General features: G+C 34.3%; 19 protein-coding genes, 4 pseudogenes and 3 other annotated features. Of the genes and pseudogenes, 6 read left to right on the forward strand and 17 right to left on the reverse strand.

Going from position 1 to position 23,054, the window contains the following annotated elements:
* Positions 1-114: 114 nt before the first annotated feature.
* The 8 genes from AC3WVZ_RS13025 to AC3WVZ_RS13060 form a co-directional block, all read right to left on the reverse strand.
* Positions 115-681 carry a TetR/AcrR family transcriptional regulator gene (locus AC3WVZ_RS13025; RefSeq protein WP_001107309.1) on the reverse strand — a complete coding sequence of 189 codons (567 nt, stop codon included), beginning with the start codon at positions 679-681 and terminating at the stop codon, positions 115-117.
* Positions 682-910: 229 nt separating this feature from the next.
* Entirely contained in the window at positions 911-2,068 is a 1,158-nt protein-coding gene (locus AC3WVZ_RS13030) for a GNAT family N-acetyltransferase (protein ID WP_063220327.1), read from the reverse strand.
* Between the two features lie 124 nt (positions 2,069-2,192).
* On the reverse strand, positions 2,193-3,482 hold the full coding sequence (gene aroA / locus AC3WVZ_RS13035; RefSeq protein ID WP_000664630.1) for a 3-phosphoshikimate 1-carboxyvinyltransferase: 1,290 nt from the start codon (positions 3,480-3,482) through the stop codon (positions 2,193-2,195).
* A gap of 17 nt (positions 3,483-3,499) precedes the next feature.
* Positions 3,500-4,600: a prephenate dehydrogenase gene (tyrA, locus tag AC3WVZ_RS13040; RefSeq protein ID WP_233936454.1), complete on the reverse strand. Its 1,101-nt coding sequence runs from the start codon at positions 4,598-4,600 to the stop codon at positions 3,500-3,502.
* Positions 4,593-5,693, reverse strand: coding sequence for a histidinol-phosphate transaminase (hisC, locus tag AC3WVZ_RS13045; RefSeq protein ID WP_001197280.1), 1,101 nt, complete (start codon positions 5,691-5,693; stop codon positions 4,593-4,595). The genes tyrA and hisC overlap by 8 nt, the downstream gene beginning before the upstream one ends.
* An 18-nt stretch (positions 5,694-5,711) precedes the next feature.
* Positions 5,712-6,884, reverse strand: coding sequence for a chorismate synthase (gene aroC / locus AC3WVZ_RS13050; protein ID WP_001269425.1), 1,173 nt, complete (start codon positions 6,882-6,884; stop codon positions 5,712-5,714).
* Positions 6,885-6,937: 53 nt separating this feature from the next.
* Positions 6,938-7,157 (reverse strand) — a binding site (T-box leader).
* 9 nt (positions 7,158-7,166) lie between these two features.
* Positions 7,167-8,243 (reverse strand): bifunctional 3-deoxy-7-phosphoheptulonate synthase/chorismate mutase, encoded by a 1,077-nt coding sequence (locus AC3WVZ_RS13055; protein ID WP_001273575.1) that lies wholly within the window; start codon positions 8,241-8,243, stop codon positions 7,167-7,169.
* Between the two features lie 193 nt (positions 8,244-8,436).
* Positions 8,437-8,672 (reverse strand) — a binding site (T-box leader).
* Positions 8,673-8,726: 54 nt separating this feature from the next.
* Positions 8,727-8,962, reverse strand: a binding site (T-box leader).
* Positions 8,963-9,069: 107 nt separating this feature from the next.
* Entirely contained in the window at positions 9,070-12,552 is a 3,483-nt protein-coding gene (locus tag AC3WVZ_RS13060; RefSeq protein ID WP_016124738.1) for a DUF4020 domain-containing protein, read from the reverse strand.
* 181 nt (positions 12,553-12,733) lie between these two features.
* On the opposite strand from AC3WVZ_RS13060, the gene AC3WVZ_RS13065 reads away from it, so the two are divergent.
* On the forward strand, positions 12,734-13,171 hold the full coding sequence (locus AC3WVZ_RS13065; protein ID WP_000997702.1) for a YndM family protein: 438 nt from the start codon (positions 12,734-12,736) through the stop codon (positions 13,169-13,171).
* A gap of 150 nt (positions 13,172-13,321) precedes the next feature.
* On the opposite strand, the gene AC3WVZ_RS13070 is transcribed toward AC3WVZ_RS13065, so the two are convergent.
* The 4 genes and pseudogenes from AC3WVZ_RS13070 to AC3WVZ_RS13085 all read right to left on the reverse strand — a co-directional run.
* Positions 13,322-13,852 carry a cysteine hydrolase family protein gene (locus AC3WVZ_RS13070; RefSeq protein WP_000709538.1) on the reverse strand — a complete coding sequence of 177 codons (531 nt, stop codon included), beginning with the start codon at positions 13,850-13,852 and terminating at the stop codon, positions 13,322-13,324.
* A gap of 34 nt (positions 13,853-13,886) precedes the next feature.
* The gene (locus tag AC3WVZ_RS13075) at positions 13,887-14,423 is read right to left on the reverse strand and encodes a GNAT family N-acetyltransferase (RefSeq protein WP_233936455.1); all 537 of its coding nucleotides are present in this window, start codon (positions 14,421-14,423) and stop codon (positions 13,887-13,889) included.
* 12 nt (positions 14,424-14,435) lie between these two features.
* Positions 14,436-14,654: pseudogene (locus AC3WVZ_RS13080) on the reverse strand (YfzA family protein); the annotation flags it as partial.
* 155 nt (positions 14,655-14,809) lie between these two features.
* A pseudogene (locus tag AC3WVZ_RS13085) lies at positions 14,810-14,893 on the reverse strand (YfzA family protein); the annotation flags it as partial.
* Between the two features lie 101 nt (positions 14,894-14,994).
* Here AC3WVZ_RS13085 and AC3WVZ_RS13090 point away from each other — a divergent pair.
* Positions 14,995-15,519 carry a kinase gene (locus AC3WVZ_RS13090; protein WP_233936456.1) on the forward strand — a complete coding sequence of 175 codons (525 nt, stop codon included), beginning with the start codon at positions 14,995-14,997 and terminating at the stop codon, positions 15,517-15,519.
* An 18-nt stretch (positions 15,520-15,537) separates the two neighbouring features.
* On the opposite strand, the gene AC3WVZ_RS13095 is transcribed toward AC3WVZ_RS13090, so the two are convergent.
* The 4 genes and pseudogenes from AC3WVZ_RS13095 to AC3WVZ_RS13110 all read right to left on the reverse strand — a co-directional run bounded on the left by AC3WVZ_RS13095 (position 15,538) and on the right by AC3WVZ_RS13110 (position 19,344).
* Positions 15,538-16,212: a hypothetical protein gene (locus AC3WVZ_RS13095; RefSeq protein ID WP_016124740.1), complete on the reverse strand. Its 675-nt coding sequence runs from the start codon at positions 16,210-16,212 to the stop codon at positions 15,538-15,540.
* 52 nt (positions 16,213-16,264) lie between these two features.
* Positions 16,265-16,688 (reverse strand): annotated as a pseudogene (locus tag AC3WVZ_RS13100) (SMI1/KNR4 family protein).
* A gap of 313 nt (positions 16,689-17,001) precedes the next feature.
* Complete coding sequence (gene entB, locus AC3WVZ_RS13105) at positions 17,002-18,639, reverse strand: cell wall-binding protein EntB (protein ID WP_233936457.1); 1,638 nt, start codon at positions 18,637-18,639, stop codon at positions 17,002-17,004.
* Positions 18,640-18,852: 213 nt separating this feature from the next.
* Positions 18,853-19,344 (reverse strand): nitroreductase, encoded by a 492-nt coding sequence (locus tag AC3WVZ_RS13110; RefSeq protein WP_233936458.1) that lies wholly within the window; start codon positions 19,342-19,344, stop codon positions 18,853-18,855.
* A gap of 180 nt (positions 19,345-19,524) precedes the next feature.
* On the opposite strand from AC3WVZ_RS13110, the gene AC3WVZ_RS13115 reads away from it, so the two are divergent.
* The 4 genes and pseudogenes from AC3WVZ_RS13115 (at position 19,525) to AC3WVZ_RS13130 (ending at position 21,561) form a co-directional block, all read left to right on the forward strand.
* On the forward strand, positions 19,525-19,905 hold the full coding sequence (locus AC3WVZ_RS13115; protein WP_000687535.1) for a VOC family protein: 381 nt from the start codon (positions 19,525-19,527) through the stop codon (positions 19,903-19,905).
* Positions 19,906-19,909: 4 nt separating this feature from the next.
* Positions 19,910-20,254 (forward strand): annotated as a pseudogene (locus AC3WVZ_RS13120) (BBE domain-containing protein); the annotation flags it as partial.
* Positions 20,255-20,589: 335 nt separating this feature from the next.
* Complete coding sequence (locus AC3WVZ_RS13125; protein ID WP_001090913.1) at positions 20,590-21,072, forward strand: hypothetical protein; 483 nt, start codon at positions 20,590-20,592, stop codon at positions 21,070-21,072.
* A gap of 138 nt (positions 21,073-21,210) precedes the next feature.
* On the forward strand, positions 21,211-21,561 hold the full coding sequence (locus AC3WVZ_RS13130) for a hypothetical protein (protein ID WP_001999997.1): 351 nt from the start codon (positions 21,211-21,213) through the stop codon (positions 21,559-21,561).
* Between the two features lie 133 nt (positions 21,562-21,694).
* On the opposite strand, the gene AC3WVZ_RS13135 is transcribed toward AC3WVZ_RS13130, so the two are convergent.
* Positions 21,695-22,741: a DUF2332 domain-containing protein gene (locus AC3WVZ_RS13135; RefSeq protein WP_000337432.1), complete on the reverse strand. Its 1,047-nt coding sequence runs from the start codon at positions 22,739-22,741 to the stop codon at positions 21,695-21,697.
* Positions 22,742-23,054: the final 313 nt, after the last annotated feature.

The raw sequence follows: 23,054 nt of genomic DNA on the forward strand, positions 1-23,054 counted from the left end.
GTCTTTCCGGAATGAATATTCATTCCTTTAGTTGCACAAATACCCTCTCCTACTCTCATTTTTTAATTCTATTTAGGAATGAATATTCATTCCTGTCCTTATAAAGCTATAGAATCAAATGATTCTAATAGCGTTCCAAGAGCTTTCTTCCAATTCTTTTACTAACTCTTTCGAGTATTCTAATTGCCCTGTTGCAATTACTTTCGTTAATTTTTCTAACGGTTGATATACAATAATAATTAAAGCAACTGGAGGCAATGGACGAAGCAAACCTTTTGCGATTCCATCTTCAATAATATTCATAAAGAAGCCTATAAAATCGTCAAATATTTTCTTACTCTGCTCATCAAGAAAATAACTATCACAGTGAGAATTTGTAAATAAAAAAGCATCCACATTGTTTCTCGCAAATTCAAATAAACGGTTATACGTATGACTAAACTGTTCACGAATATTTGCTTCAACAGGAAAATCCGTTTTTATCATTTCAGAAAGCTGTAACATACTTTTTGAAAATAATGAGTTAACAAGCGCCTCTTTATTTTCAAAATAGCGATAAATAGTACCCGCACCGACATTTGCTTTTTCAGCGATCATTGGAATTGTCGTACCATCGTAACCACGCTCTGCAAAAAGTTGCATCGCAGCATCAAAAATATCCTCTTGTTTGTTTTTAGCCATTTTTTCCACCTCTATTTTCAGGAATGAAAATTCATTCCGTTTTTAATTATAAATTACAGGGAATAAAAGTCAAGTGCGTGACAACGTATAGTTGCGATTCTATTCTCTTGTATGTGAATAAAATTATATCAGCGATTTTCAGGATATATCAACTTACCGACAAAAATTAATACAATGAGATGGAGCTATCCCAAAATTTTGTTCGAAACAACTCCATCTTATATGCAAATTAAAAGAAATCATAAATAAACGACTTGCGCACTGGTACTACATTCTCAAATGCCCGTATTTCCTCTTCGCTTCCGCTAATTAATTCTAATTCATTTAGTTCTAATGGGCGTTTGTATCCAAGCAGTATTGTAGATAGTGCATTTATATCTAGGTTGATCCCTTTATCCATTGGTTTTTCTATAATTGCTATTTCATAATTTGCAAGTCTCACCGATACATTATTCCACGGTGCAAATGAATCTGTAATATGTAAAATGACTTCTTGTTGTACATTGTTCCAGTTTAACTCATACTGTTTTAAGAACTGCTCTACATCTACAATTCTTCCCATAAAATATGGTTTTATTTCTGTTTTCACACGTGGTTCTTGCAATGTATATAACAACTGTTCGTTTTCACTTACTGTCATTTCAAGCTCTTTAATCATAGAATCATGCTGGCAAATAAAATTCCATAGACCATTTCGTGCTTCATTATGCAGTGGAACAAATTCATCTACTGTCATTTTATAGTTTTCTATTTTATATAACATATAGCCGGCTGCAGTTTTATTTTCATCGTAATAAATTGCTAATGTTAAATCCTCATAAACAGCTTGTAACCACCATTTTTCATTGCGAACTAGCATACCAGAAAAACGTTCTGCAAATGTTTCATAAAGCTTCTCGACCTCTTCTGGGTGATTTTCTTTATTGAAACGTTTCACAGTACCATTCACTTGTTTTTTCATAACTAAATCACTCTTTGTCAAATGACATACGAGAAGATTCGCACAAAGTTCCCAGCCGTATTTACGGTAAAATGTAACAGCAAATGGGTGTAACATAGAGACTGTAAAGCCATCTTTTTTCATTCTTTGAAGTGAATGTTGAAGTAGCTCTTTTACATACCCACTTCTTCTGTACTCTGGATACGTCGCTACTCCTGCAACGCCACCCATTTTAAATTTTTCTTTACCTATGTAAATATGAAACGGGATGAGGTGTAGTTTTGCAGCTAAGTCTTTCCCTTCCATAATGCCGTATATTTCATGACTTTCCTTCATTTTTGTAAGTTGCTGCTGTAATCGTTCCTCATCTACTTTATATTGAAAAGCGTATTCTGATAAACGTAATGCTTCTCTGAATTTATCTTCTTTTAATTGTATGACATTCATATAATTCTCCTCCATTCCCTTTTTGAATTGTATCATAATTCTCACTATTATAGTTCGGTAAGTGAAATTACAAGGACGTTTTAACAAAAAAGCAGATACATCACGTATCTGCTTTCCACCCTTTTTATTTAGCTAACTTTTGAAGTTCGTCAAAGAATGTAGGATATGATACACCTACTGCTTCTGCATCTTCAATAATTGTTTTTCCTTCTGCTAGGCAGCCAGCAATTGCAAGCATCATTCCGATACGGTGATCACCATAACTATTTACTGTATTGCCTTTTAGAGCTGATTTTCCGTAAATGATCATACCGTCATCAGTTGCTTCTATTCGAGCTCCTAGTTTCGTTAACTCAGCAACGACTGTATCAATACGGTTTGTTTCTTTTACTTTTAATTCGTGTGCATCTTTAATTACTGTAATTCCTTCTGCTTGCGTTGCCGCTAATGCGATTACAGGAATCTCATCGATTAATCTAGGGATAATATCTCCGCCAATTTCAATTCCTTTTAATGAAGATGTTTCGATTGTAATATTTGCAGCTGGTTCTGATGCCCCTTCGTTAATTAGGTCTACAGTGAACGTAGCACCCATTTTTTCTAAAACATCAATAATACCTGTACGGGTTGGATTCATTCCTACATTTTGTAATACTAGTTTACTATTTGGGATGATTGCACCTGCTACTAAGAAAAATGCTGCGGATGATACGTCACCGGGCACTTGAATGTCTGTTGCTGTTAATTTTTGTCCACCTGACAGCTTCACTGTTTTCCCTTCGCGAGTTACTTTAACACCAAATGCTTCGAGCATTCTTTCCGTATGGTCGCGTGAAATATGTGGTTCTGTAACAGCTGTTACACCTTCTGCACGAAGACCTGCAAGTAAAATAGCTGACTTTACTTGTGCACTTGCAACAGGAGAAATATATTCAATTGCTTTTAAATCTCCGCCACGTATTGTTAACGGTGTAAATGTTCCTTCTTCTCGGCCGTCTATGTTTGCGCCCATTTGTTTTAATGGGTTTGTTACACGCTTCATCGGTCTTTTTGCGATAGATTCATCACCTTGTACGCAAGAGAAAAATGGTGTGTTAGCTAATATACCTGACATTAATCGGATTGTTGTACCAGAATTACCAACATCTAATACAGCTTTCGGTTCTTGTAAACCTTCTAATCCTTTACCAACTACAGTAACCTCATCACCGTTTTGCGTAATTTCTACTCCCATTTCTTTAAAACATGAAATCGTACTTAAACAGTCTGCACCGGGCAAGAAACCTTTAATTGTTGTTTTCCCTTCTGCAATAGAACCGAACATAACAGCACGGTGTGAAATGGATTTATCACCTGGGATTGTAATATTGCCATTCAATCCGTTATTAACAGGTTGTATTGTTCTTTCTTTCACGTTTTTCACCTTCTCATTTAAATTGTTTCATAAGTTTGGTATTCTTCTTCTCCAAGCGCTAGTTTTGCTTTCATACGATCTTCTTCCCTTTGGAAGCTAATACGTAATACCCCAAGCAGTCCTTCACGCGCTTCTAATATTTGCAAGTTCGTAATACTAATTTCCTCGCGCGCCAAAATACTCGTAATATGAGCCAATGCCCCCACCTTATCTAATACATCGACGTATAAGTCGTGATAGGCAGGAATTGCCCCTCTCTTTCTTACTGGTAAAGAATCACGGTATTCTTTCGCATCTGCAAAATAGTTTTGAATCTCGCCTGCATCTCCGGTAGAAACTGTTTTATATAAATCTTCCATTTCAGAGATCCACTCTTTTAATAATACCATTAAATGCTCACGATTTTGCTTTACAATATCACTCCACATTTTCGGACTACTAGATGCGATACGTGTAATGTCTTTAAACCCTCCAGCAGCTAGCTGATGAATGAGCGGATTATCTCCTACATGTTTCTCTACTTGCTTCACTAAACCTGCTGCGATAAGGTGCGGGAAATGACTAACGATCCCTGTTACATAATCATGTTCTTCTGTATTTAAAACAAGGAAATGTGATCCCGTTCCTTTTAACCAATCTTTTAACTCTTCCACATGTTCATTTGGCACATGATGCATCGGTGTTAAAATGTAAAATGCATTTTCAAATAAATGCGCTTTTGCACTTTCAACTCCCGTTTTATGAGAACCTGCCATTGGATGTCCACCAATGAAAGATACTTCCTTTGAAAATAAAGTTTCTGCTTCATTCATAATCGTGCCTTTTGTACTACCAACATCAGTCACTATAACATCTTCTCGTAAACGGAATGACGCAAGTTTGTGTAATAGCTTCTTCGTTTCTTCAACTGGAGAAGCAAAAACAATTAAATGTGCCTTTTCACATGCAAGCTGTAAATCAACTGCTATTTCATCTACTACGTGTAATTCTTTTGCACGCTCTACTTGTTCTTGAAATATATCATAACCTGTTATCGTTACATCGTGCTCTTTCTTAATTGCTAATGCGAGAGAGCCTCCGATTAAACCAGTTCCAATTAATACTACCTTTTTACGCATTTTCCTCATCTCGAGACTTTCTTTTTTTATTTTCAAAGTGTTGTTGTAACACTGAAATCACCCCTTCATTTTGCTCCCTTGTTCCGACTGTAATACGGATACCATTCGGGAACGGACGAATAATAAATCCTGCGTGTGCACAAGCTTCATAAATCTCTCCAGCATTCTCAACTGGCAAGAAGATGAAATTTGTTTGCGATGGATAAAATGGAATATCATTTTCCCTACAAAAGCTCTCGTATTGTTGTAATCCTTCTGTATTCACACGAACTATTTCTTCAATAAACTCGTCATCACCAAAAGCAATCGTCGCTGCTTTTTGCGCTAATGAAGATACGTTAAATGGCAAACGAACGACATTTAATTTTTCGATTAACTCTTCCTGTCCAACCGCATATCCAACGCGGAAAGAAGCTAATCCGTACGCTTTAGAAAATGTTCTAAGTACAAGAATATTTTTATGTTTTTCTAAAAGCGGTAATGTCTCTGGGAAATCTTTTGCTGTTACGTATTCATAGTACGCTTCATCAATGACAATTAACGTATTTTCACTAATACCTTCAATGAATTGAGTCAATTTTCGGTCATTCACATATGTGCCTGTTGGATTGTTCGGGTTACAAATCCATACAATTTTTGTATCGTTATCTACTACTGAAGAAATTTCTTCTAAGTCGTATACACCGTTATTTAACGCAATTTCCTTCACTTCGCAACCTTCTATAATGGCATGATGACGATACTGTGGGAATGTTGCACCTGCTGTTACAATGTTATCTCCCGCTCGTAATACGGCGCGGCTTATTATTTGAATGATTTCATCTAAACCACTACCACAAAGTACTTGTTCCATTTTCACATGTAACTTATCTGCGATTGTTTGACGGAGCGTTGTAGCACCTCCGTCAGGATATAAAGCATGTTCCAACCACGATTTTTGCAACTCATCTAAAACACGTGACGAACAGCCGAATGGATTTTCATTCGATGCTAATTTCACAAACGAATGATCTCCGTACACTTCTTTCATTTGTTCTGGTGATTTACCTGGTTTATATGGTTGTAATGATGATAGTTGATCTTTTACTTGCACGTTAAACCCACCTTTTTATTAAAATTCTTTTGCGTAGTTATTGTGTTGCATAATGTTTTGTTTTAATAATTCCATACGATCTTTTCCGAATTGTTCGACTAGTGCATCTGCAAGTTCCCATGCCACAACAGATTCAGCTACTACACCCGCCGCTGGTACTGCGCAACTATCAGATCTTTCAATACTCGCTTGGAATGCTTCTTTCGTATCAATATCAACGCTTGCTAACGGTTTGTATAAAGTAGGAATTGGCTTCATCACGCCTCTTACGATAATTGGCATACCTGTTGTCATACCGCCTTCTAAACCGCCGGCATTATTCGTTCTTCTCGTGTATCCTTTTTCTTCATCCCACAGAATTTCATCATGCACTTTGCTTCCTGGTTGTCGTGCCGCTTCAAAACCTACGCCGATTTCAGCACCTTTAAATGCATTTATACTCATAATTGCACCAGCAAGTTTTGCATCTAATTTACGATCGTAATGGACGTAACTACCGACGCCAATCGGCATACCTTCTGCAATGACTTCCACAATACCACCGATTGAATCTCCACTACTTTTTGCGTTGTCAATCGCATTCATCATTTCTTGCTCTACTTCTTTATCTAAACATCGAACTGGTGAGTTTTCAGTAATTGTTTGAATTTCTTCAATTGATAAGTTTGAAATATGTTTTGCTTTTACTCCACCAATTTCAAGAACATGTCCTGCAATTTCCACGCCTAATTCGCTTAAAATTTGTTTTGCAACTGCACCAGCAGCTACACGAACTGTCGTTTCTCTTGCAGATGACCGCTCTAATACGTTTCTTATATCACGATGACCATATTTAATTGCTCCATTTAAATCTGCATGTCCGGGACGTGGTTTTGTAATTGTACGTTTCATGTCTTTACTTTCTTTTTCCGAAATTGGCTCTGCACCCATTACTTTCGTCCAATGTTTGAAATCATCATTTTTTACAATTAACGTAATCGGTGATCCAAGTGTCATCCCGTGACGAACACCACTTACAATTTCAACTGTATCTGTTTCAATTTGCATACGTCTTCCGCGTCCATGACCTTTTTGTCTTCTTAATAATTCTTTATTAATATGTTCCGCCGTAAGTGTCAAACCTGCTGGTACACCTTCTAAAATAACTGTTAACTGCGGTCCATGTGATTCTCCAGCTGTAATGTATCTCATTTCTCTTGCCCCTTTACTATTTTTTTGTACAAAAAAGTCCCTACTGAGCGCTCAGTAGGGACGATGTTTATCGCGGTACCACCCTAGTTGTAGACTTCTTTCGTCTACCTCTCTTCTTCTTTAACGATCGTTTGACCGTCTTCCCCTCCAAAAGTTGTCGGGAAAGATGCTCCAAGGCTGTAATTCATGCTTACCTTTGTACTGATTCACACCGACCATCAGCTCTCTTTAACAGTGAGATAAGCACTACTGTTTCCTCTTCAACGCATATATGATATGGAATTAAGATAATTTATTTTTGAAACCTTTTAACTCATCCATGAATCTATGGAATTCTGGAATGTCCATTTGTTGTGCAGAATCTGATAATGCAACTGCTGGATCTGGATGAACTTCAGCCATTACTGCATCTGCGCCAATTGCAAGTGCCGCTTTCGCTGTGGGTAATAATAAATCTCTGCGTCCAGTTGAATGTGTTACATCAACGATAACTGGTAAATGTGTTTCTTTCTTTAAAATTGGTACTGCAGAAATGTCTAATGTGTTACGTGTTGCTCTTTCGTATGTGCGGATACCGCGCTCACAAAGAATAATTTGATCGTTACCTTGCGCAATAATGTATTCCGCTGCGTTAATGAACTCATCAATTGTTGCTGCTAATCCACGTTTTAATAATACTGGTTTGTTAACTTTACCTACAGCTCGTAATAAATCGAAGTTTTGCATGTTACGTGCGCCAACTTGAATTACATCAACGTAGTCTAATGCCATTTCAACATCGTTCGGATTTAAAATTTCACTAATAATTGCTAAGTCAAACTCGTCTGCTACTTGACGTAAAATTTGAAGTCCTTCTACTCCTAAACCTTGGAAATCATATGGAGAAGTTCTCGGTTTGAATGCACCACCGCGCATTAATTTTAAGCCTTGGTCTTTCATCGCTTGCCCTACTTGACGAACTTGTTCTAAACTTTCTACTGCACAAGGTCCCATGATGAACGTTTGTGTTCCGTTTCCAATCAATTCACCTTTTACATCAACGATTGTATTTTCTTGTTTCTTTTTACGTGATACTAGTAACGCTTTACGGTTATCATCTTCTTGTAACTCTAAGCTTGCTTTGAAAATCGTTTTGAAAATATGTTGAACTGTTGATGTTTCGAATGGTCCTTCGTTATGCTCTGCGATCATATCAAGTACTTCACGCTCACGTACTGGATCAAAGCGTTTCGTGCCTTGTACTTGCTTTTGCTCTCCAATTTTTTGAACAATTTCACCACGTTTGTTTAAAAGGTGTAATAGTTGTAAATTAATTTCATCTACCTGTTTACGTAATTGATCTAATTCATGATTTGCCATTTGGAAATCCTCCTCTAATGTTTTAAAAGTATAGTAAGAGAATAAAAATTCTCTATTTTCTGAACTGACTAATTATACAAATTTATAGTGGAATCGATACCTCTTCTTATTTTAAACTAATAATTCTTACACAGACATAAACTACTAGTTAAAAATCCACTTTTTTGTACAAAAAAGCCCTACTGATCCAATCAGTAGGGACGATATTTATCGCGGTACCACCCTAGTTGTAGACTTCTTTCGTCTACCTCTCTTCATTGTTAACGATCATCTGACCGTCTTTCCCTTCATAAAGACAATACTATCTTTACTACGAAAAAGATGCTCTAGGACTGTAATTCGCTCTTGTTTATGTACTGGTTCGCACCAACCACCAGCTCTCTGTTACAGGGAAACAATAACTACTGCTTTTCCTTTCAATGCATGACTATTTAATTTTCAAGTTGGACCACTAAAATACAAAAAGTCCCTACTGAATAAATCAGTAGGGACGATATTTATCGCGGTACCACCCTAGTTGTAGACTAACTTTCCGTCTACCTCTCTTCACTGTTAACGATCAATTGACCGCTTTTTCCTCATAAAGAAAAACTATCTTTATTACGAAAAAGATGCTCCAAGACTGTAATTCATGATTATCCCTGTACTGGTTCACACCAACCACCAGCTCTCTGTTACAGTAAGACTAACCACTACTGTGATCTCTTCATTGCACTTTGTTTATTCAAATGTTTTTGAAATTGAATAAGTATGATTCGTATTATAGAACGCTTTTCAAAACACTGTCAACAACTTTTTATATATTTTTTAAAATTCCACTTTCGTCCTATAATTCTTTTTGTAAATCACCCATTACAATTCCTATGCGAATTATTTCATTTTCTAGTAAATGTAAAACATATTCCTCTACTTCATACTGAACTAATAATTCTTTTATTTGTATGATTTCTTTTTCGAATAACACGGCTTCGTGACATGTTTGTAGTAAAATAAAAAACACATTTGCAAACATTTCTTTATGCGCTTTCATACTTTCTTTTTTATGAAGCATTTCAATCAATAACCGCTTCATTTCCTCACCTGTACATTTACCATGTACACTTGAAAATGTACGAGACATAATACATAATCCTTTTTCTAATATTTCATCCATGTATAAAATAATACGTAAAAGCATTACATATTCTCTCGCAGTTATCTCACCCATTTTTGGTCGTTCTCGCAAAAATACACTGAGCCAAGCTGTCCAAAATTTTTGTTGTTCTTTTACGCTTAATGTTTTGACGTAATAGCATAAAAACTGCATAAACTTAATTTTATTTTCTTCATTTTCTAGTATGAGTAACGGGTATAACCAATCTGTTTTTTGCTCCCAATATAGTACACATTTAATAAATACAAAGCTAAGCCACTTCAAGAAAGCTTCTCTCGTATGCGGATGTAATACTTCCAAATGTTCTACCGCATACTTAATAAATCGCTTCATTTCTGTAAATAAAGGTAAATTTATTTGCGTGTAACATAAGCCGGCCCATGCATATTCCGTAATCTCATTTTGTTTTTTTAAATCTAAGTATGGTAACAAATATTTTCGGCACCATTGTTTTTCAATATGATATAGAAATGTAATATCTGCTATTAAACGAGCAAACATAAAGTTTGTTCGTTCCGAATTAACTCTTACTTGTTCTTCAAATAAAAATAAATATTCATATACATTACGATCGTATAAATGATCATATGATAACAACTTTAATAATACAGCTGTCATTTTTCCAACTGGATGCTGAATTGATTCATTGTAAAAATCTTGTTTCCCAAGCTTAAAGTCTGTATCACTCTTCATAACTTGAGGAAACACTGAAAAAGCAAATCGTTTTACAACACGTATACTATTCTCTTCTAACTCTTCTAGTCGATTACTAATTTCATATAGAAAACTACTAATTAGCCAATGAAAAGCAGTATTTCTAACAAATTTCTGCAATAGCGGAATAATTTTTTGGATTTGATCATTTGTCAATCCTCGATTATTTCGCCATTCTCTAATACAAACAAACCATACTTCATTACTTATTTCTTGCACTCCTACTAATTGGTATGCAAATGAAATACTCCACTCTGTGTTTAATTTACATGCTTTTGATAACATCTCTAAAAAATGGCGTTGTTCCAAAACACGATCTTGCGAAAATTGCTGAACTTGCTTCATAATTTCAACATCTTTCAGTTGCAATAATCCGTCAGCAGTTACATTACAAGTAATACTTTGCTCTGTATCCTCTTTCTTTTGTACACTGTATCGTTCGGAATGAAAATGAGGATGCTTTTGCTTCATTAACTCATACCCATTTGCCGTAGATGGACTATTTGAATCACACTTGAATAATAAGTCTAATACGAGACATGCATCAAATACCCTCTCTTCTGTAAGATGCTTTATTACAGTTCGAGTGACTTCTTCTTTTGTTTTTTCTAAACAATGTGCATAATGCCTTTTTAAAAGTTGAAAAACTTCGTGTTTATAAGTGAAATCTAAAAGAAGTCCTTCATGTAACAACCATTTCATTTTGTCATCTACACGAACAAAAATATTTTTATTCATCGCATCAATTGCAATTTGCTTTTGAAGTACACTATTTGCTTCTATCATTTCTGTAATATAATAATCCGCTTTTTTCTCATTGTTTTCGCATAAATAAGTTAGACACTCTTTTACAATTCGTATTAAAAATACAAGATCATTTTGATGAAACTCTTTCTCTATATTTTCCTTATTTCTTTTTTTCAGTGCCGTTTGTCTTAACGACAACATTCTCAATTTTTCTAATCCAATCATCATAATTGGAACAGCATAATAAGCGATATAAGGCCTCATCTTTTCGTTCCAAATTTGCTCCACATGAGAGAATGTAGATACTGGTAAGCGACTCGATTCCTCGAGTTCTATTGATTCTTGCGTATCATTTCCCCATTTTCTTACACGTTTTAACTTCAGTTTTCCGTCTAAAATAAAAGTTAGTATCAATAAGGCAATTTCCTTATGCTCAGGAAAAGAACATTTTTGCAGTAACTTAGAAATCTTTTCTATAGAGCTACTATCTTTTTCAGCTGTTTCTAATAAAAGGAGTGTCCACCTTGCAAACAACAACGGGTCCATCTTACTCTTCGTTTCGGTTAAGTAGTTACAAATTGTTCTCCATAATAACGGTGATATTTTAGAATAGTTTTTATAAATTAATTGAAATAATTCTTTCTGATGACTAAAAAGAAATTGTTCGACTAACCATTCTGCAAGTAATTCATCTACTTCATTATAGTTTGGCGTAAGCATAAACAAATTTTGTAATTTACCTTCTACTTCTAACCATTCGACCCATTCATAATCATGAGCAAATTCCACAAAGTAACGAACTGTTTCAATTTTTTTAATTGATTGCTTTATGTATGATAATTGTTCCTGTTCTACTGACGGGGGAACCGTTACAATATCCCGAATACGCATTCTTTTCGTAATATAATTATCACCCATTAATTCCGCCCAGCGTTTTACCGCTTTTACGAGAGATTGATGATTATTTACTTTATTCGGATACACAATTGGTCTTATCCCTAAATGTTCCCAGTGGTACGTATTTTCTCCTTGTGCGACAAAAGCAAATCGTCTTGTACTTGGTGGTAAACCAGTTGCTAAATATTTCATTACTGGGTCATTATGACTATATCCAACGAATAAAACGGTGTAATTTGAGAATAGATCAACTAAAAATCTTCTTGCCCACCCTTCTGTTAAGTAAGCCCTTCCAAAATCACCGTCTGTTAAAATTAAAGCCTCTTTCTCCTGTTCTACATTACCATGTATGTAAGCAAGACCTTTAAAAGCTCTCCCAGTCGGTAAAGCTGGAGCGTAATAAACATTGATATCTCTATTTATTTCTTTAATTGCAGTTGTAAAATGTTGATCAAAATTTGTTGTTACAATGCGGATATCTGTATCTAAAGGAAATAACCTTGGAATTGCATAATGCAATGGATTCGGTTTTGATTTCTCTATATGAACGAGATCTCTTGCGACTTGATGTACATCTTTTGTTTTCGCAATTTTACCAAGATAATAATCATGTGGCTCTGTTATTTCACGTTTTTCGACATATAACGTTTTTGCAATTTCATCAACTAAATCATCAAAATTCGGTAAGTTTGATTTCCCTTTCATAGAAACTCCCGCTCCAACAAATAACACTAACTTTCCTTGCTCAAGGTGATCAATTAACTCATCTGGAATTTCTACTTCTGAAGTAATCCACATTTTGGATTCCCCCTTACCTAAAAATGTCATACACTCTCATTTTACTATAACATTTTTTCGTTGTTTTTATAATATTTAGACTAAATTCCGAACATGAAAAAGTTTTATGTAAATAAATCCGTTACAATGTATGAACTCCAGAATTTATTGAAAAACTATGTATAAATCGGAGGTGTAAATTTTGAATGATTTCACAGTAGTGCTTATCAAGTTTATATCGTGCATTATCGCATTTAGTATTGGGCTTGCTTTATTTTTCCCTGCAACGTTTGTTCAAATTATTTCATTCAGTCTCTTTGTTACAATCGTATCCTACATGTTCGTTGATAAAATTATTTTAAATCGAATTGGCAATACTGGTGCCATTATGTCGGATTTCTTATTAACATATTTAAGCGTATGGATTTTCGGTAATATTTTATTAGACAACTATATGCAAATTGCATGGGGCAGTATCCTTTCTGCCATCGTCTTCACTTTATCTGAAGTAATCGTTCATCGCTTCTCTAACTCTCATACAAGGCACAACAATGATAACATTCGTATTAATCGCCGCTTTGCATATGGTACAGAGTTTGCTGAAGAACAAAATATATTGGATAAAGATAAGAAAAAGTAACGTTTTAATGCAGGAGCGCCCTTTTTAATTATGTGGTGCTCCTTTTTTGTATTTTTTCATTATGGTACGTGAAATTATATAAGTGATTATTTCAAAATACCGACTTACTAACAATATTTGACGCTATTTTTTCTAATAAAAAACTGCCTCTTATTTAGAGGCAGCCACTTTTAAGTCTTTTACTGCAACAACATCCGCAAACGCTCCCAATACTGCGTTATGATGTTTCACAATATCTTCAGCACGTAACACTTCTGTATTAAATGTACTATGCGCATCACTCACTAACGTTACTTTATACCCTTCACTACATGCTCTGCGCGTTGTCGTATCTACACAATACTCTGTTTGCATTCCCGAAAGAATAACGTGTTCAATTTCTTTCTCTTGTAACACTTCGCTTAAGTTTGTATTATGGAATGAATCTGGAGTCGTCTTTTCAACTATATTATCTCCTTCTTGCGGAGCGATGGCCGCATGGATTCGCCATCCATCCGTACCTTTTTCTAACGGATGGTCTTTAGGACCGTTATGTTGGATATAAATAACTGGAATATCATTTGAACGACATTCCCTAATAAGCTCTTGCAATGTTTGTAAAAACTTTCCCCCATTATGTACTGGCATTCCAGCTGTATACATACCCGCTTGCACATCAATTACGATTAATGCTTTTTTCATTTCACACATCCCCCTTTATTTGTATAAGCCATTATTATTGTTTATATTCCATCATCCAACAATCTTCTAATTTCCCCTCATGCAACTCATGTTCCTTTAAAATCTTTACTTTTTTAAATCCACTTTTTTCATAACACTTTATTGCTCGTTCATTATTTACTTTCGGATCCATTGCAATTGCTTCTGCTCCCATTTCACCCATAATATATGTAATTGCTGCCTGAACGAGTTTTGTTCCAATTCCCTTTCCCCAATAGGCTGGTTCACCGATAAATTGGTCCATACCCCATACATTTTGCGATTCTTTATAGCCATATAACGCTTTCCACTCTGAATCCACTGGGTACATTTGTATGTAACCAATCGGAATGGTATCAAATTCTATTAAATATCTTTTTTCATTACTGTTTGGACTATGTATAAAATGATCAAGCACCTTTTCTACAGATTGCGGATTATCTCGTCCTTCGTAATACCGCAGGACTGCTGGGTCCGTTAACCATTTAGAAATGATAGATGCATCATCTTCCATTACGTATCTAATCAATAAACCTTCTTTTTGAAAAAGCATATTATACCTCTATTATTTCTTTATATTTTTTCTTGCTGTTACATCTTTCATTGCACCTACTAATGCATATGGTAGTAATGTAATCGCAAAAAATGCTGTAAATACGTTAAATTGCGGGATTGTATAGAGTGTGAACCATTCAGTGAAAAATTGAGAATTTAATATTCTATTAAAAAACTCTCCGCCTGGCCTAAAGTTTGGCGCCCACGCAGTGATTTCACACAAAATAAAGTGAAACTTTAATCAGTAGGGGTTTTGTTCATCCCCCACTGATTATTAGTTGAACCAATCGGGCTTTTACGGGCAGTTGATCCCCCACCTAACTTCTTCGCTTTCGCTGAATTTTGAGGTGGGGGTCTTACTGCCCTTTAATGCGGGGTAAACAGTAACTGAACAATAAAAAATGCCCCTAGATAACGAAACCAAGTCCGTTTCCATATAGGTTGTGCATTTTTTAATATATCTCCCATCTTACCCCCTCCTTAAATATCCATCATATTAATTATACACTTTCCTCACTTTATTTGTTAAAATTTTCTATATAATTAATACTGTTGGGGGGAAATACATTATGTCTAATCCTATACTTACATCCACTTTAATCATTCTTAGAGGAAACTCCTCAAGTGGTAAAACAACGATTGCAAAACAACTACAAGAATATTTCGGACAAGGAACACTTTTAGTATCACAGGATGTTGTACGTAGAGATATGCTTAGAGTACACGACACAATGGGTAATTTATCACATGATTTACTATTTGAAATTACGAAGTACGGAAAAGGAAAATGTGAATTTGTTATTTTAGAAGGTATATTGAACAGTCATAGGTATGGTGAGATGTTAAAAGAATTAATTCGTTATTTTGATGAAAATGCATTTGCATATTACTTTGATTTATCATTAGAGGAAACTATTAGACGACATAACACAAGAGACAAACGACATGAATTTGGTGAGGATTCCCTACAAAAATGGTATAATCCGCACGATACTATTAAGGTTGCCACAGAAACTATTTTTACAGATAACTTTACGCAAAAAGATATATTTGATGCAATTCTTAATGATGTTGCGATACAAAAACAAGACTAATATAATATGTTAGTCTTGTTATGTACTTTGTGTTTCCGTTTTTATAATTGAACAATCTTTACATAAATAATAGTATATATTCATTTCCCCAAACTGGAAATCAACTACTGAAATAAGTTCACGTTCCTCGATATCTTGTGTAATTGTAGCAACATACTTCATCTCTTTAGAACAAGTTGGACACGCCAAATGCTCTGGAAGATCCGCATATAATGGTGCCCCTAATAATCTACATACATATTCAGAACCGAACAAGTCAAAAGCTTCCCAGTAACTATCTTCATCTGTAGGTATATCTTCATTTTTCATATTTATAAGCTTTACCGTTGTTTTTGGTAATGAAGCTGGTAACTTATCTTCCTCTTCCATTATCCATTCTTCTGTATTTTGCTGCTTTATGATTTGAACTGTTTTACCTCCATCACTTAACTGAAAATATTGCGGTTCCCACACCATCGCACAGTTCAAGCATGAAACGAATGGTAAAATATTTAGTTCATTACTTTTAAGTTCAGCAAGTCTCCCATCTTTTAAATCAAAACAGAGAATTTGATGCATCTTCTCACCGCATAACTTACATACTGGCAAATTACAATCTTGACCGCCAAAGTAATGATTATATGAACCTCTTCCTTCAATTACTCTATACCCTTTCCGCTCATTACAATGTGCGCCATATAATTCTATTGTCATATTCTATCCTCGCCTTTTATAAGAATGATTCACAAAATGATAATAATTAAGACTAAAAAACATCGTCTTCCTGAATAGTTTCCATAATAAATTCTTTTAAACTCGGAGATATTTCTTCCATTTCGTCATCCGCGTGATACCAAATATATATTTTATCATCCATTTTTCCATTATTTATTTTAAAGCACAATTTATCCCCTGAACCATCGTCACCAATTATGATAAGATTTTCTGGTATAGACTCATCTCTCATGTCAATATTTTGTCTAACAATATCATCCCAAGTTTTCGTTACATTTCTATTATCTTTTAATCGGATATAGTATCCATTCCCCTATTTCAGCATTATTAACTAATTTAATAAGATCCCTATATTGATTTGGGAAAGCAGCACCTAGCTTTTCTTCCGTTTCTTTTATTTGCAACTCCAATACACCTTGTTTCTTTGTTTCAATATATTCTCTTACTTCTTTCATGAAATACACCTATCCTTTGAACTTAATTACACTATTATGAGTGAAAGTGTTTAGTAAACGATTTGATCCGATTTATATATTTCATTATACGTTAACCCTTCGTTTTCAACATACTATTCTTCTCTACTTCTCAATAACCTTCTGTTCTACTTCCTTACCTCATTCTTAATAGTTTTTCTAAACATGAGACAATTTTTATGTTTTATTACAGGTTTATTAATAAGTCATTTAAAAATCCTATTATCCTTCTACTAAAAAAATAAAAGCCAGCCTCAATAAAGAGAACTGACTTCTATTTGGATAATTATTGTTATTATAAAATTTTCACTTTAACAGTTTGTCTTCCCCAATTCATAGCTTTACTTTTTGAACCCATTAAAACATCAATACGATTACCTTTAATTGCACTTCCAGTATCACCAGCGATCGCTTCTCCATAGCCTTCTACCCATACTTTAGATCCTAATGGGATTACTTTCGGGTCAACTGCGATAATTCTCATATTCGGATTTGCCGTTAAATCATGCCCCATCGCAGTTAAAACGCGTCCACCATATGTACCATTTTCACTTGGATCAGCAGTATACGCTGTCGCTACTACCGTTAATTCACGTTTAGCAGACTGTATGTTGTTTTTAGATGCTTCTTTCGCTCTCTCTTCTTCTTTAGCCTTTGCTATTTCTTGCGCTTTCTCTTCTTCTTTAGCTTTTGCTATTTCTCTTGCTTTCTCTTCTTCTTTAGCTTTTGCTATTTCTTGCGCTTTCTCTTCTTCTTTAGCTTTTGCTATTTCTTGCGCTTTCTCTTCTTCTTTAGCTTTTGCTATTTCTTGCGCTTTCTCTTCTTCTTTAGCTTTTGCTATTTCTTGCGCTTTCTCTTCTTCTTTAACTTTTGCTATTTCTTGCGCTTTCTCTTCTTCTTTAGCTTTTGCTATTTCTTGCGCTTTCTCTTCTTCTTTAGCTTTTGCTATTTCTTGCGCTTTCTCTTCTTCTTTAGCTTTTACTATTTCTCTTGCTTTCTCTTCTTCTTTAGCTTTTGCTATTTCTTGCGCTTTCTCTTCTTCTTTAGCTTTTACTATTTCTCTTGCTTTCTCTTCTTCTTTAGCTTTTGCTATTTCTTGCGCTTTTTCTTCTTCTTTAGCCTTTGCTATTTCTTGCACTTTCTCTTCTTCTTTAACTTTTACTTCTTCTTTGATTTTTGCCTCTTCTTTAGGCTTTACTATTTCTTGCGCTTTTTCTTCTTCTTTAACTTTTACTTCTTCTTTGACTTTTGCCTCTTCTTTAGGTTTTACTATTTCTTGCGCTTTCCCTTCTTCTTTAGGTTTTACTATTTCTTGCGCTTTCCCTTCTTCTTTAACTTTTACTACTTTTGCCTCTTCTTTAGGCTTTACTATTTCTTGTGCTTTCGTTGTTTCTTTTGCTTTTGCTACTTTCTGCGTCTTTACTTCTTTCTTTTCTTTAACTGATTTTTGTACTTTCGCTACTTGCTTCGTTTTCTCTTCAGTTTTCTTTTCAGTTGGTGCTGTACTTGATAGGAAAGAAACGTTTGCATAAGCAGTTTTTCCTTTATACTCAAATTGCAACCATCCGTCTTTTACTTGATGCGTTGATTCAATTACATCATCTTTTTTTAGTCTACCAAGAATTTCTGAATCTGTGTTTGCTTCAGTACGTACATTTAACAAATTCGCCGTTACATGATATACATCTTTTGTAAACTCCGAACTTACAAACACTTCTTTACCATTCAACTCAATTTTTGACCAGCCATCTTCGGTATTTATGACTTTTAACTCTTGCCCATTCTTTACTTTTTCGACCACTTTTGATTCTGTAGTCGGTTTTTCACGTACGTTAAGTACATCTGCTGTTACGATTGTTTCTGCGGTAGCAGTTGTGGTAAACGCTCCCAATCCAAAAACAGTTGCTGTTGCTGCGCCAATTACTTTTTTCATATTAGCCTCCATTAAATTTTTTTGAATTTTATCAAATGCCTCCGTAAAATTATATAATTTTACATAATATCAAAACATTTGCAACAGTATATTAATATTGTTTAATATACTGTTATTAAAACTCCTTACTCCAATACTATCAAATTCTCATTTCTAATTCTATATATTATAAATCTCCTTATCTTTTATAAAAGCTCCATGCCCTTCTTCACACTAAATAGTTGTGGCAATTCCCACCAAAAATAAACTTACGATTGCTAAAATTTGAGTAGCGACAATAGCCCCTCTTAAATGAAACTTATAATCTTTATATCCTTTCATACCTTCCGTACTAGGAATCACAACAAACCTTGGAGTAATCCAGCAAAAAATTAGCCAATCAATTATAAGTAAATCTACTAAATTGAAAATCATTAAAATACCAAAAGTGTGTAAATAGGCATCCATATACATTAACTTTTCATGCTTATGTAGTATATATGTAGAAACGGAAGGAGTACCGAAAAGAATAGTATTATATACAATATTAAAATAAATGGTTTGCTTTTTTTCATGAATCGATTTTGGAAAAACTACTTTTTGAATATCTTTCGGATAATCAGTTAACGAAAGTCGAGGATTATAATATAAGGACCCTAAAATCATTACGGATAGTACAATAGACATGATGACACCAACGTACATCATTTGCTCAAATTGATTCATATGCTTCATTCACCCTTTTCTGTAATTACTATGATGGTCATTCACTTAATTACATATTGTATGTACGTACATAATCAAAAATTAACAACTAGCTTTAATAGCGAAGCAAAATTGTTGCAATGCAAATGCAAATTTAATACAGTGGAAGCCTAATTGATACAGATAGGATTGGTGAAACCTATGAAAATTGAACATATTGCAATTTGGGTAAATGACTTAGAATGTATGCGTGATTTTTATATGAAATACTTTAATGGTAAAGCAAACTCTTTATATCATAATAAAACGAAACAATTTGAATCTTATTTTATTACGTTCGAATCTGGAGCAAGACTTGAACTTATGCGTAAAAAAGGGATTGAAAATAAGCCTAATTTAAACATAACCGGCTATACTCATATGGCTTTTTCTGTCGGTAGTGAAGAACGTGTGAATGAACTAACAAAGGTGATAAAAGATGCTGGTTATCCTTTATTAAATGGACCACGTTTTACTGGAGATGGCTATTATGAAAGTGTAATAGGCGATCCAGAAGGCAATCAAATAGAAATTACGATTTAACTTACCCTTTTCCACCACCTCCGTATTTTTCCACAGATTAGGCGGTGCTGTTGTTGAGGTGCCAAATGAGGCAACTGCTTACTTTTACCGAAAAGCACTATCAAACATGCCAATATTCGCTACTTGGGAACAGCCAGAAGGTGCTGGTGGAAGTATTCGATGAGTTGAAGACTTCCGCTTAGCAATGCTTCCATTTACAAAAGGTGTCTATGTTAATACTCCTGACCTATCCATTAAAAATTGGCCAGATGCATACTTCAGTTGCAACTTTGACCGATTAATGGAAGTAAAAGCGGAATACTTTGCGAAAAATGTCTTTAACTTTCCGCAAAGTATTCCGCTTTTTTAAACTATATACTCCACCTAATCTATCTAAATGCAAAACATCCATTTTAAAAAATGGATGTTTTGTAAAAGTAAGTTTACATAATATAATTATCAATTACTTATACCGAATAACTATTCAATCACCGAAAGTAAAACTTTCTCAAGCTCTTTTTTGGATAACATACTTTCGTTTATATAGCCATTCTTTTAATTGTACTTCATCCAAAGTTTCATTCCCCTCTCGTGATCTTTCACACTATATTCGCTCGTTTTTCACAAAAGGTTCATTTTACATGAAAATTTATTTATTACAATAAAAATATAAGGTGTATTTTTATGAAAAGGAGGAATTCAATAATGAATACAGAGGATAAAATTCACGCTGAAAAAGTGTTAAAAAATCTATTCATCGGATCCCAAGTTGATGGATTACAATTTGGTATTTCTCCAGGCGCTATAAAGATTCATTTCACAAACTTTCACGACTCAGTTGATTATGACGGACAATTATATATCAATATCGAATCCAAATGGTGTTTATTTAATAAACCTCAAAAAAGCTACCCATTAAATGAAGATGAATTTGAAGTTTATTCTGAGAAAGAAGAATATGAAAGAATATGTAAGATAAGAAGACAAAAAGTTACCGATATACAACTTGGCTTAGAAAGCCCTCATTTAATTATTACATTAGAGAGTGGACAAATTATTTTTTTAAATGGTTTTCATGATTATTATGAATGTTGGCAAGCTGGTGTCCTATGTGAGCAATGGCTTGTAGTCGCTGCACCTGGGAATGAAATCGCCACTTGGGCTCCCGATGAGTTTACCGATAAGTAAACTGTCTTCACGAAGAAGAAACGAAGATATTTTATGAAGTACTATACTAATGAACTACATAATCATTTCTATTACACGTAAACAAAATGACGATTTTACTTTAATAGAACTCACTTTATTAAAGTTGAAAGGATGATAATGATGGCATGTGTCCATGATTTTGGAATAATTGACGATTTTACTTCTCAAAAAAATTACGAAGATTATACACCAGAGAAATATCATTGTATATCTGTTGATGATGATATTATCAGTAGTTTAAATCAAAATTTATCAATTATGAAAACCTACTTCCATACAGTCAAAAATCAGAAATACGGTTTAGCTTATTGTGGTATTACAATTATCCCGCCTGAATCATTAGCAATTTTCTATGAAACAGTTACATCCTCAAAGTTCTTCAGAAAATCTGATGAGCTGAATGAGTTAGCTTCAAAAATTGTACAAGCTGCAGCAGAACAGAAGTACATGATCCATTATGGGGTTTAAATGTAATTCAAAAAATGCTTAGGATTTCTCCGAAGCATTTTTTGTATGTTACTAATACATTTATTCCTTAACCATTTAGTCAATGCTTGAGCCTATGGCCCCATCTTTTACAAGTGAGGGCGCCCCTATTAATCTAAATAAGCGTCTCATTTCCAATCTTCCAGCTAAACCATCTCCCGTGCCCTTCTGTTTCTCCAACCGTTTCACGATATTCGTTTCCGTTAATATAATAATCAATATGAAGGTCACGATCCCACATGTTGTTATACAGGTGGAATACATCACGTTTTGCTCCAATTTCTTGTATTTGTTTTTCTAACTTATGTTTTACTTGTTCTGGTATTTGATTTGCAACATGTGTATGGAAAATACAAATAATAGCTTCTTCACTTATTTGTTCAATAATAGATGATAATAGCTCTACACCGTCTCCTTCTATTAATTGGACAGATTCATTTTTCACTAAAGATGCAGCTTGATCAAACATCTCAAGCCTTTCTTTATGTTCTGGCCAAATTAAAGCACGTAACCATAAATAATCTTCCTCATTATGTAAATCATTCACATGTAAGTCCAGTCCGATTCTTTCTACGACAGATGGGCTTTCTTTTAGAAAATGCGGCACATTTTCCCCTCTTATTTCAGAAGTTACATGCACATTTGAATTTATATTCCCGTACATTTCATCCGTTCCGTACGAATAACGATATTGGTCCCAGAACAATTGCAACCCAGAACTTGTCCCAATTTCAATTAACGCTAACGGCTTCTTCACTTTCTTAAATATGTAGCAGAAACTTGGGTATAAGTATGCGCACCGTCTTACTTCATTCGTTTGAACAAGTTTTGTTTGTAACAAAGTAATGATTTCTTCTCGGTACTCTTTACAGAAATCTTTAAAATGATTAAAAGCTTTATCTAAATTTGTATCAGCATCTTCAACTAAACTACTATAATACGTTTTTAAATGATGTTCTTTCCCTGCTAACAATAAATAATGTACTGCACCTAATAGTAAGTTTGGGACTGGTTGACCTACCTGAGCATAGGACGATAGTGTAAGTACTTCCTCATCTTCAGCAATTTTCATTGATAAATATTCATATAAATCACTTGACCCTTTACATTCCTTTATTGAAAAGTTTCGAAATAAGTTTGAAATTTGTTCTTTTGTACACATTAGAGTCCCTCCTTTTTATTTTTCAGAATAATCTTACCATTACAGAAAGAATAATTCCATAAAAAGGTACTCGATTTAGTCCCTTAAGGATACGTAAGCTTTTTCGAGATAATTTCAAACTGTAATTTTTTTCTATTTATCACCTTAAAAGAGCTTGTTAAATAAGATTTTTAGCGAATAAAACGTTAAATAGTTTAAAATTATCAGATAACACTAGATATTTTAGTCTATTAATTATTATAATAGAGTATGAGATGGTTATATAATTGAGACAAAAAAGGTATACACCTAGGTGGGGCCTAGGCGGTGTTTC

The sequence above is a fragment of the Bacillus sp. CPT56D-587-MTF genome, assembly GCF_058792335.1.

Coding starts and splice junctions, on each gene's coding strand:
- AC3WVZ_RS13025 (WP_001107309.1), bottom strand. CDS start 681: ATGGCTAAAAACAAACAAGAGGATATTTTTGATGCTGCGATGCAACTT.
- AC3WVZ_RS13030 (WP_063220327.1), bottom strand. CDS start 2,068: ATGAATGTCATACAATTAAAAGAAGATAAATTCAGAGAAGCATTACGT.
- tyrA (WP_233936454.1), bottom strand. CDS start 4,600: ATGCGTAAAAAGGTAGTATTAATTGGAACTGGTTTAATCGGAGGCTCT.
- aroC (WP_001269425.1), bottom strand. CDS start 6,884: ATGAGATACATTACAGCTGGAGAATCACATGGACCGCAGTTAACAGTT.
- AC3WVZ_RS13055 (WP_001273575.1), bottom strand. CDS start 8,243: ATGGCAAATCATGAATTAGATCAATTACGTAAACAGGTAGATGAAATT.
- AC3WVZ_RS13060 (WP_016124738.1), bottom strand. CDS start 12,552: ATGTGGATTACTTCAGAAGTAGAAATTCCAGATGAGTTAATTGATCAC.
- AC3WVZ_RS13070 (WP_000709538.1), bottom strand. CDS start 13,852: ATGAAAAAAGCATTAATCGTAATTGATGTGCAAGCGGGTATGTATACA.
- AC3WVZ_RS13075 (WP_233936455.1), bottom strand. CDS start 14,423: ATGCTTTTTCAAAAAGAAGGTTTATTGATTAGATACGTAATGGAAGAT.
- AC3WVZ_RS13090 (WP_233936456.1), top strand. CDS start 14,995: ATGTCTAATCCTATACTTACATCCACTTTAATCATTCTTAGAGGAAAC.
- AC3WVZ_RS13095 (WP_016124740.1), bottom strand. CDS start 16,212: ATGACAATAGAATTATATGGCGCACATTGTAATGAGCGGAAAGGGTAT.
- entB (WP_233936457.1), bottom strand. CDS start 18,639: ATGAAAAAAGTAATTGGCGCAGCAACAGCAACTGTTTTTGGATTGGGA.
- AC3WVZ_RS13110 (WP_233936458.1), bottom strand. CDS start 19,344: ATGAATCAATTTGAGCAAATGATGTACGTTGGTGTCATCATGTCTATT.
- AC3WVZ_RS13115 (WP_000687535.1), top strand. CDS start 19,525: ATGAAAATTGAACATATTGCAATTTGGGTAAATGACTTAGAATGTATG.
- AC3WVZ_RS13125 (WP_001090913.1), top strand. CDS start 20,590: ATGAATACAGAGGATAAAATTCACGCTGAAAAAGTGTTAAAAAATCTA.
- AC3WVZ_RS13130 (WP_001999997.1), top strand. CDS start 21,211: ATGATGGCATGTGTCCATGATTTTGGAATAATTGACGATTTTACTTCT.
- AC3WVZ_RS13135 (WP_000337432.1), bottom strand. CDS start 22,741: ATGTGTACAAAAGAACAAATTTCAAACTTATTTCGAAACTTTTCAATA.